This window comes from Mongoliibacter sp., from assembly GCF_007692705.1.
GTDB lineage: Bacteria > Bacteroidota > Bacteroidia > Cytophagales > Cyclobacteriaceae > Mongoliibacter.
Genome location: NZ_REBN01000227.1, coordinates 1 through 10511 on the forward strand (window position 1 = coordinate 1; position 10511 = coordinate 10511).

A 10511-nucleotide genomic window follows, 5' to 3' on the forward strand; every position below is an offset into this window, starting at 1 on the left:
ATCAATTATTAATCGTTTCCGCAATTCATTTTAGATTAATTTTTTAATTTGGTCCTTCAACCCTAGATAACCTATGACCATTGTTTTTGTATTGATCAGTATTGCCGTATTGATCCTGCTGATCACCTGGCTAAAATTCAATCCCTTTATTGCCTTTCTCATTTCCTCCATTCTTGCCGGTTTCCTTTTGGGTATACCGGCAGATCAGATCGCAGGATCCATACAAAAAGGAATTGGCGGACTCTTGGGTGACTTGGTCATCGTCATTGTAATGGGCGCCATGCTTGGCAAGCTTGTGGCTGAAAGTGGGGCTGCACAGAGAATATCAGATACGCTCATGTCTATTTTTGGGGTCAAGAATGTCACTTGGGCCATGATGGTGACAGGCTTGGTAGTAGGGATTCCTTTATTTTACAATGTAGGATTTGTGTTATTGATTCCTTTGGTATTCACTGTGTCATATAGGTTCAAATTACCGGCTGTATATGTAGGGATCCCCCTTTTGGCTGCCTTGTCAGTTACTCATGGGTTTCTCCCGCCGCACCCTTCCCCAGCTGCTTTAGTGGCTCAGTTTGGAGCCAATATGGGACTTACACTTGCCTATGGCATATTGATTGCAATTCCCACCATCATTGTAGCAGGACCATTATTTGCAAAGCTATTGAAGAATATAGATGCCAAACCTTTGGATATTTTTCAGGCCAAAGCCAAGCCTGAGGAAGATTTGCCGAGTGTCTTCAATAGTTTCTTTTCAGCACTTTTCCCTGTGTTTTTTCTTATTGGCACTACGATTCTGACTTTGAATATGTCCGAAGAAAGTACTCTTTACCCTTACATCCAATTTGTAGGAGATCCTGGAATGGTAATGTTGATCTCTTTGCTTTTGGCAACCTACACACTTGGGATGAGGATGAATTTCAAAATCCCCAAATTAATGGACTTGTATGTGGTAGCTACAAAAGACGTCGCCATGATTTTGTTGATTATCGGCGGAGCGGGGGCTTTGAAGCAGGTCTTGATGGATTCAGGAGTCAGCCTTGAAATTGCAGATGCTTTGCAAGGTTGGGACGTACATCCTCTTGTGCTGGCTTGGGTAATTACCGCATTGATTAGAGTTGCGGTGGGTTCTGCCACAGTTGCAGGATTGACAACTGCAGGAATTATTGCTCCCATAGTTAGTACAGCTGGTGTTGATCCAAATTTGTTGGTGCTTTCCATAGGAGCAGGGAGTTTGATGTTTTCGCATTTTAATGATGCGGGCTTTTGGTTATACAAGGAGTATTTTAATGTCAGCATAAAAGACACGATCAAATCTTGGTCGGTCATGGAAACCATTGTTGCTGTGGTAGGATTGATGGGTGTGATGATTTTAGATGTTTTTATATAGGGATTTAACTTTAGATTTTCTTTTATTTTTTAAAAAAGGCTTCGACCCTCCAGTAGTGTAAAATCCTTAAAATGATTAGGATTTAGAAGTAAATTTGGCCAAAATAGAATGAATTTTAAAAAGTATAAATTGAATAAATTATGAGTTCAGCTGAAGAGAATTTTGCAGAATCAGGTTTAATTTTACCACCGCCACCAAAGCCACTTGGTGTGTATAAGCCCTGCCTTGTAGATGGTAAATATCTATATCTCTCCGGGCATGGTACCGTACAGGAAGACGGTACTTTAATCATAGGAAGAATCGGCGAAGATATGGATATAGAAGCGGGGAAATTGGCTGCCAGGCAAGTTGGCTTGGCTATGTTGGCTACTATCAAAGCCAATTTAGGATCCCTAAATCGAGTCAAAAGAGTGATCAAAGTTTTGGGAATGGTCAACGCCACCTCTGATTTTGAGAGGCACCCCTATGTCATTAATGGATGTTCTGAGCTATTTGCGGTGGTTTGGGGTCAGGAAAATGGTGTTGGGGTCCGTAGCGCTGTGGGAATGGCTACACTTCCCGATAACATTCCTGTAGAAATTGAGGCTGTTTTTGAATTAAAGTAATATGATAAAAGGTAATTCCAATAGGTTTGAAATTGATATAAGTAGAAATAAATGGAAATAAAGTTGAAATAGGATTTGCCTTTACATTTTATCTTCCGAACATATCAATTCAATCCTTTTATTTCATCAAATATGTTTACAATTGATGCACATTTAGATCTCAGCATGAATGCCCTGGAATGGAACAGGGACTTGCGGAGGCCAGTTTCAGAACTCAATGCCAGGGAAGCAGGACTAGACGATAAGCCTGATAGAGGTAGGGCTGTGGTTTCTTTGCCAGAGCTAAGAAAAGGAAACATTGGATTGGTAGTAGCTACACAAATAGCCCGCTATGTAACACCCGATAATACACTCCCCGGCTGGCATTCTCCCGAACAAGCTTGGGCGCAGACTCAAGGGCAACTGGCTTGGTACCGTGCTATGGAAGATGCTGGTGAAATGGTCCAAATTAAAGATTTGGAAGGTTTGGAAAAACATGTCAACCTTTGGCTGCACGAACTGCCTTGGAACACGAAGCCAGTCGGATATATCCTTTCTTTGGAAGGAGCCGACTCGATTGTGGATATCTCTTATTTGGAAAAAGCTTATAAATCCGGACTTCGTGCCTTGGGGCTCTCCCATTATGGGCCCGGTAGGTATGCCAATGGAACTGATGCTACTGGAGGACTTGGGCCTAAAGGACCCGAACTGCTTAGGGAAATGGAAAGGCTGAATATTATCTTGGATGCCACCCATCTTTGTGATGACAGTTTCTGGGAAGCTATGGATATTTTTCATGGACATGTTTGGGCCAGTCACAACAATTGCCGTGAACTGGTTGATCACAATAGACAGTTTTCGGATGAGCAGTTGAAAATTTTAATTGAAAGGGGAGCGGTAATCGGTGGAGCCATGGATGCTTGGATGATGGTTCCGGGCTGGCAAAGGGGTGTTTCTGATCCCAAAGCGATGGATTGTAATCTCGAAAAACTGATTGACCATATGGACCATATCTGTCAGCTAGCCGGCAATGCGAATCATATTGGCATAGGTTCTGATTTGGATGGAGGTTTTGGCAGGGAACAATGTCCGTATGATGTAGAGAGCATCGCAGATTTGCAAAAAATACCTGATCTTCTTGCAAAAAGAGGTTACGCGCAAAAAGATATTGAAAATGTAATGTTCGGTAATTGGCTGAGGTTTTTAAAAAATGCATGGAAAGAGTGAGCCATTGTCTTGATTGGACAATGGCCTAAATTCCAGCAAATCTGGTTTTGATTTAATCTCTACCTTTTTTGTCTTCTTTTTTCGCTTTCTTCTCGGCGCGTTTTTCCTTGAGATTTTTCTCAGGTTTCTTTTTATCCGCTTTTTTTACTGTTTTTTCCTTGGACATAGTTTTCAGATTTGCAGAAAGTTACAGGTAAAACAGGGGAATTCATATTAAAATGAATTTTAGAATAGTTTTTATTTTTTTTGATCATACCATTTTTCTACCTCATAGCATCTTGATCTTTTTTAAGATGATATAAGTGTATATTGATTTGATGTTGGAATGTTAATCGAATGCTTCCTCCATGCTTTTTGAAAAATTAATCAAATCTGATTCCTTCCAAACTTCCCTTTTGCCATCAATCAGTAATTCAGCCGTTTCCGTAATTCCCTCTTGTTAAACTCGGTATTTTCATGCATTTTGAAGGATGGGATAATTGCAAAATTATTCCTACCCAAACCTAAGATAACCGACAGTTGCAGCTGGCCTCATGAATATTTTCCGATTAATTTCATTGCTGATTATAATTTGTGTTTGCATTTGCTGCAAAGAAAGTCAAGATGTCTTTCAGGAAACAAGCTCCCCACCCAAATCTCCCCAAGATGAACTCAAGACATTTCAGTTAGAAGAAGGTTTTGAAATTCAATTGGTAGCAAATGAACCCATGGTTCAGGATCCGATTTTTTTGACTTTTGATGAAGATGGAAGGCTGTGGGTAGTGGAGATGAGAAGTTTCATGCCCGATATTGATGGAATTGGAGAATCTTTGCCCTTAGGCAGAATTTCTGTTTTGGAGGATACCAATGGGGACGGTGCCATGGATAAGAGTACTGTCTACTTGGATAGTTTATACATGCCCCGGGCTTTGGGTCTGTTTAAAGGAGGAGCATTGGTGGCTGAAAACAATGCGCTATGGCTGACCGAGGATTCGAATGGGGATTTAAAAGCGGATAGCAAAATTTTACTGGACTCCACTTATGCTGCTAATGGAATCCCCGAACACTCTGATAATGGCCTGATGAGGGCATTGGATAATTGGTATTATAGTGCCAAATCCAAATTGCGCTATAAGTTGATCGATGGGGAATGGATCAGAGATATTACGGAAGCCCGTGGGCAATATGGAATCAATCAGGATGATCAGGGTAGGTTGATTTATAATTATAATTGGTCACAATTGCATGGAGACTTGGTCCCCGCAAATTATTTCTCCCGGAATCCCAATCATCAGGTCAGTACAGGAATAGATCATGGACTCACGATAGACAGAAGGGTTTATCCCATACGACCCAATCCAGCGGTCAATAGGGGGTATATTCCAGGGACTTTGGACGAAAGAGGGAAGCTTTTGGAATTTACAGCAGCTTGTTCACCAACTGTTTTTAGGAGTACTTTATTTCCAGAGGAATATTATGGAAATGCCTTTGTCTGTGAACCTGCAGGAAATTTGATCAAAAGAAATGTCATCGAACAAAAAGGACTGGTTTTAGAAGCCTTTGACCCTAATCCGGGGAAGGAATTTTTGGCCTCCACAGATGAGCGTTTTAGGCCAGTACATTCAACGGTTGGCCCGGATGGCGCCCTTTATATTGCCGATATGTATAGAGGTTTGATCCAGCACGGCTCTTATGTGACTCCTTACCTCAGAGAACAAACAATCCAGAGAGAATTGGAATTACCGGTGCATATGGGAAGAATATGGAGGATTGTACCAAAGGGATGGAAACCAACCCCTTTTCCCAAGTATTCTGAGCTTGGTGGGGAAGAATTGATAGGAAAGCTTTTTCATCCTGATGGCTGGCATAGGGATATGGCGCAAAGACTTTTGGTGGAAAATGGAGACCAAAAACTTGCTTCGATCTTACAGACTAAAATCGAACAGGAAAAATTTGATTTTGGCAGGCTTCATGCCCTTTGGACCTTGGAAGGCTTACAAGCTTTGGAAGAAGACTGGCTATATATGCTTCTAGATGACAATTCCAGTTTGGTCCAGTCGCATGCCTTGAGGTTATTAGAAGGGAATTTCTCCAGTACCCCAGCCGAAAAATCCAGACTTGCTCAAGAAATGACCCGCTTATCCAAATCCTCTTCAAAAGTTTTGGCCCTTCAATTGGCGCTCTCCTCTCAGGTCTTGGACCAAGAGGATCACTTTCAGTTGGTGCGGAATATTTTCAATGCCTATAGTGAAGATTTACTTTTTCATGATGCCTTGATGAGCAGTTTGGGGGATAGAGAATATGCGTTTATTGAAAATATTTGGAAGGAGGAAATCTGGAAGAATCAGGAAAACAGCAAAGAAGTATTTCTGGAATCACTGACTGCTGCGGTCCTGAATAAGAAGAACACCGACGAAATCAGTGGCATGATAGCCTTATTGGATATTGACAAGGGTTCCTGGAAGTCCGAAACCCTACTTGCCAGTATGGCCATTCAGGCAGGAAACGTACAAGAGCCAGGTTTTGTCAAGCTGAGTGCTGCACCTTCGATATTTGCTTCTCAGGATATTAAGTTGGAAAAGAACAGATTGGAAAGGTTAAAGCGTCTTTTCTCTTGGCCTGGATATGATCCAAGCGAGGAAGATGATCCTGAGGTGGTTTTGAGTGGCGAGGCACTGGCACAGTTTGCCCGAGGCAGACAGAAGTATCTCACCAGTTGTGCAGGCTGTCATGGGAATGACGGGTCAGGTGTCAATAGGATGGGGCCTACTTTACTCAATTCAGAGTGGGTTTTAGAAGATGAAGTCAGACTTGCTTTAATCATTCTCCACGGGATGGAAGGTCCTCTGGAAGTTTCAGGAAAACTCTACGATGCTCCGGAGATTTTGCCGGTGATGCCCTCACATTCTACCATGGATGATGCGAGTATTGCAGCCATACTTACTTATATCAGAAATGAATGGGGCAACCAGGCAGAGCCAGTGAGCCCAAGAACTGTGGGCACCACCCGGCATCAGACACAGGGAAGGGTTTTTCCATGGACAGCGGAAGAGCTGAACAAGCATATAGGCGAAAAAAAGAAAGAAGGACCTTAAAAGCCAAGTTTGGATATATAAACAGCACCCTATGAAAAACCACCCACAATTTTCAAAACCTAATTTTTCTCATAGTAGAAGAGAGTTTATTTATACTGCAGGTATGGCTGCTATGGCCTTGAGTGGCCCCCTACCTGATTTTTCGGGTTATTTTGAAAAAGAATCCATGGGTATAGTGGTACATTCTTATTGGAGCAGATGGAATTCCAAGGTTCAGAGTGAAAGGTTTCCGGCATTTCAAAATGCGAAGCAACTGATGGCGCACTGCCATGAAATTGGGGCGGGGGGAGTTCAGGTTGGCGTCAATGGTTGGACGGAGCCCTTTGCAGATGAACTGAAAGCACTTAGGGAAAAAACAGGAATGTTTTTGGAAGGAAGTATCAGCCTTCCCAAGACTGAACAGGAGTCAGAAAGATTTGAAAATGAAATTATTATTGCAAAAAATGCAGGTGTGCGGGTTTTTAGGACCGTGTGCTTGAGTGGAAGAAGATATGAAAACTTCCAGAGTAAAGAAGAGTTTGAGGATTTCAAAAAGGCCTCCATGGCATCTTTGAAAAGAGCATCAGTTATAGTGGCCAAACATCAAGTGAAACTTGGGATAGAAAATCACAAAGATTGGAAAGCCGAGGAACTGGTAGGCTTGATCAAGATGCTGGACAATGATTATGTAGGAGTGACCATAGACTTTGGGAATAATTTAGCTTTAATGGAAGATCCCAACGAGGTCATTGATATTTTGGCGCCTTACGCCTTTTCCACCCATATCAAAGATATGGGAGTAAAGGAATACGAAGAGGGGTTTTTACTTTCAGAAGTCCCTTTGGGACAAGGAATCGTAGACTTGAAGTCGGCAGTTGAAAAATGTAAAAAGTACAATCCGGACATCCGGTTTTCTTTGGAGATGATTACCAGAGATCCACTGGAAATCCCATGTCTTACCAAGGAATATTGGGCAACATTTCCAGAAGCCCCTGCTGCTGTCATGCTTAGGATGCTTGAATTTGTTCAAGAAAAGGAGTTTCCAGGCGACTTGCCTAAGGTCAGCCATTTGACAGGGGAAGAGAAACTAGAACTGGAAGAAAAAAATATACTGAAATGCTTGGCCTATAGCAAAGAAACATTGAAAATTAGAGCATAAGCATATTATGAAGAATGATAGTTCGATTCTTTGCCAGTAATCTCGATATTCAATATTATGGATTGCTCCAAATCAATATCTATGAATATCCATTATCAATTAATATCGAAATGTTTTGTAATGATGGTCTTTATTGCTTTACTGGCATCATTCCGCATATACATGTCACATAAAACATATTTTAAACAAACAACCATATTATGAACACAGAAATAGCCAATCTACCGGGAATAAAAATTTTTGATTTAAAAGGACGAGTGGCCATTGTCACAGGAGGCTCAAAGGGTCTTGGTTTGGCCATGGCTGCAGGCTTGGCCTCAGCTGGCGCTGACCTGATGTTGGTCAGTAGAAATGGAGACGAAGGAGCAGCTTCCGCAAAAGAGATTTCTGAAGCCTATGGCGTTAAAGCCATAGCTTTTGCAGGAGATGTCAGTAAGAAAGCCGATATGGATGCCATGGCAGAAAAAGCTATGCAGACTTTTGGCAGGATTGATATCCTGATCAATAGTGCAGGGATCAATATCCGTGGAGCAATAGACGAACTGAGCTTGGAGGACTTCAATAAAGTGATGGATATCAATGTAACAGGAACCTGGCTTGCCTGCAAGGCGGTAACCCCACATATGAAAAATGCCAATAAGGGAAGTATTATCAACCTGGCAAGTACATTGGGACTTGTAGGCTTGGCAAACCGTACCCCCTATACATCCAGTAAAGGTGCAGTTGTGCAGATGACTAGGGCCTTGGCTTTGGAGTTGGCTCCTTTCAATATTACGGTAAATGCCATTTGCCCGGGGCCATTTCTGACTGAAATGAATCTACCTATTGCTGATACAGAGGAAGGGAAAAAATTTGTAGTAGGAGCAACTGCTTTGGGCAGATGGGGTGAACTGAAAGAAATACAGGGGGCGGCCTTACTGTTGGCCTCGGATGCCGGAAAGTACATGGTGGGATCCATGGTCACCGTAGACGGTGGCTGGACTGCAAGGTAAATTTAACTTAATAAAATATTGAAACCTGCATAGGTTCCTGCTTAGTCTTTGTAGGTATTTCAAAGAGATCAAATTTTATTTCAATACATTATATAAATCGAAAGTTGTTAGACCAATATCTATTAATATCAAATATCCATCAGTATCAAAGCAAAAGAAAATTCAAGTTTTGTCGGTATAATTCGATTAGTTCAAGAAATCCATGCTTTTTATACAAACAAAGTAATCAAGTAAATCAGTGAGATTGCAGTAAGGGACATGATCAATGTTCCCAAACTGTGTGATTGATTACCCTGCTTGATGGTCAGGCCTGAAAGTTGGGTAACTGCCCAGAAGAAGCTGTCATTGGCATGAGAAATGGCTATGGCTCCTGCGCCGGTTGCAAGTACGGCAAAAACCCTCATGGTCTCCGAATCCAAACCTAAGGATCCCAAAAGCGGCGCTACAATCGAGGCGGTAGTAATCATGGCTACAGTGGAGGATCCTTGAGCTGTTTTCAGTGAAAATGCGATGATAAACGGAAGGAAAATCCCCCAACTGGCATTGCTCATATTGGCACTGACCATTTCTCCAATACCTGAATTCTGCAACATTTTTCCAAAAACCCCACCTGCACCGGTAATCAAAATCACAGGTGCAGCGATGAGGATAGCCTCCCCAAACCAACCTGAGGCGGAAAGTAATCTTTTATCAAATTTCTTTGGGAGTAAAAAAGTCAAGAAGACACCCAAAAATAAGGCTATCACAGGACTTCCAATAAACTGCATGATGGTATAGAAAGCCCCTTCTCCAAAGGGTTTGGAGGGATACTTGGCTATCGAGGCCACTATGATCAATACCAAAGGGACTGTGATCGGTAGAAAAGACTTGAAAGCCGAGGGGAATACGATTTTAGCCTCCTTAGCTTCTACTTTTGCCACCTGAGGCTTAAGGGGTATTTTGGCGACAAATTTTTTGATGAAAAAATAACTTGGAACTAAGGTGACCAAGCTGATCAGAAAACCCCAGAAAATCACCATTCCCAAATCTGCTTCCATAATTCCTGCTGTGGCGATCGGTCCTGGAGTAGGGGGGACTAAACTATGAGAAGCGGTAGCGCCTAAGGCAATGGCAATGGTTGTCGCTGCGTAGGGAGTTTTGCTTTTCAGGGAAAGTGATTTTGAAATCGGGTTCATCATGATGAATACCGAATCTCCAAAAACGGGAATAGAAAGAATGTAACCGCTTACCAACATGGCCGTAGTGACTGACTTTTCGCCGATCCATCGAAGGATTTTTTCGGCAATCACGATGGCCCCTCCAGTTTTTTCGAGGAAGGTCCCCATGATAACACCTAAAAGGATGAGTAGTCCTATACTTCCCAAAACCCCTCCGAATCCCTCTGAAATTGATTGTAAGATCAACTCACCGGGCATTCCTGCAAGAAGTCCATAGATAATGGCCGTTCCAAAAAGGGCTAGAAAAGGATGCACGTCAAATTTTACAATAGCAATCAGTATAATTGCCAGTGCCAAAAAGATAGTAAGAATGAGTATCATGGCTGGGTTTTGGGTTTTTGCTAGGTTTGATTAAAGGAAAGCCTTAAGAAGCTGTACTTCAATTTCTAAGATAATTATTCTTTCAAGTGGAATGAAAGTTTCTCTTTTTATTTTGAGGAATGGCAAATACTTTGTTTGCTTTTACAGGAATCATTGAAATGAAAGATAGCTTGATGTGGGTTTAGAAAGAATTCCTATAATGGGATTACAAATGAAAAATCTTAATTTCCTGATTCTTAAAAAATTGATGTTTGGATACGTTAGGCGAGTGTAGAATTCAAACCGAAGATTATATTAATTATAAAAACAAGATATGAACGGCGACCATTTTTATTCATCACAGTGTACATTAGGAGAAAGCCCTCTTTTTGATCAGAAAGAAAATTGCCTGTATTGGGTGGATATTGAGGGTGGAAAATTGTTCAGATTTGATTTTCAGGATGGATTGGTTAAAACCTATCTGTTTCGAGGAAGATTGCCTTTAGTGTTGTTGAGCCAAAAAGGAGATTTGATACTAGCCCGGGATAACCGATTGGTTTCTCTTGACCGAATATCCGGAAAAGAGGAGTTT

The 10511-nt window shown here is 41.7% G+C and carries 8 protein-coding genes; 7 read left to right on the forward strand and 1 reads right to left on the reverse strand.

Annotation, left to right across the window (positions count from 1 at the left end):
- Positions 1–73: 73 nt before the first annotated feature.
- From EA341_RS16145 to EA341_RS16170, 6 genes are all read left to right on the forward strand, one after another.
- Complete coding sequence (locus EA341_RS16145) at positions 74–1387, forward strand: gluconate:H+ symporter (protein WP_293016202.1); 1314 nt, start codon at positions 74–76, stop codon at positions 1385–1387.
- 140 nt (positions 1388–1527) lie between these two features.
- Complete coding sequence (locus tag EA341_RS16150) at positions 1528–1992, forward strand: RidA family protein (protein WP_293016203.1); 465 nt, start codon at positions 1528–1530, stop codon at positions 1990–1992.
- Between the two features lie 132 nt (positions 1993–2124).
- Entirely contained in the window at positions 2125–3198 is a 1074-nt protein-coding gene (locus EA341_RS16155; RefSeq protein ID WP_293016204.1) for a membrane dipeptidase, read from the forward strand.
- Between the two features lie 557 nt (positions 3199–3755).
- Positions 3756–6272 carry a c-type cytochrome gene (locus EA341_RS16160; protein WP_293016205.1) on the forward strand — a complete coding sequence of 839 codons (2517 nt, stop codon included), beginning with the start codon at positions 3756–3758 and terminating at the stop codon, positions 6270–6272.
- 31 nt (positions 6273–6303) lie between these two features.
- A complete protein-coding gene (locus EA341_RS16165; protein WP_293016206.1) occupies positions 6304–7410 on the forward strand; it encodes a sugar phosphate isomerase/epimerase in 1107 nt (368 codons plus the stop codon).
- 200 nt (positions 7411–7610) lie between these two features.
- The gene (locus tag EA341_RS16170) at positions 7611–8402 is read left to right on the forward strand and encodes an SDR family NAD(P)-dependent oxidoreductase (RefSeq protein WP_293016207.1); all 792 of its coding nucleotides are present in this window, start codon (positions 7611–7613) and stop codon (positions 8400–8402) included.
- A gap of 209 nt (positions 8403–8611) precedes the next feature.
- Here the strand turns inward: EA341_RS16170 and EA341_RS16175 are convergent, their stop codons facing one another.
- On the reverse strand, positions 8612–9940 hold the full coding sequence (locus tag EA341_RS16175; RefSeq protein WP_293016208.1) for a GntP family permease: 1329 nt from the start codon (positions 9938–9940) through the stop codon (positions 8612–8614).
- 313 nt (positions 9941–10253) lie between these two features.
- On the opposite strand from EA341_RS16175, the gene EA341_RS16180 reads away from it, so the two are divergent.
- On the forward strand, positions 10254–10511 hold a 258-nt coding region (locus EA341_RS16180), incomplete at its 3' end, for an SMP-30/gluconolactonase/LRE family protein (protein ID WP_293016209.1).

Excerpts from the sequence above, each read along its gene's own strand:
- EA341_RS16175 (WP_293016208.1), bottom strand. The coding sequence starts at position 9,940 with ATGATACTCATTCTTACTATCTTTTTGGCACTGGCAATTATACTGATT.
- EA341_RS16145 (WP_293016202.1), top strand. The coding sequence starts at position 74 with ATGACCATTGTTTTTGTATTGATCAGTATTGCCGTATTGATCCTGCTG.
- EA341_RS16150 (WP_293016203.1), top strand. The coding sequence starts at position 1,528 with ATGAGTTCAGCTGAAGAGAATTTTGCAGAATCAGGTTTAATTTTACCA.
- EA341_RS16165 (WP_293016206.1), top strand. The coding sequence starts at position 6,304 with ATGAAAAACCACCCACAATTTTCAAAACCTAATTTTTCTCATAGTAGA.
- EA341_RS16155 (WP_293016204.1), top strand. The coding sequence starts at position 2,125 with ATGTTTACAATTGATGCACATTTAGATCTCAGCATGAATGCCCTGGAA.
- EA341_RS16170 (WP_293016207.1), top strand. The coding sequence starts at position 7,611 with ATGAACACAGAAATAGCCAATCTACCGGGAATAAAAATTTTTGATTTA.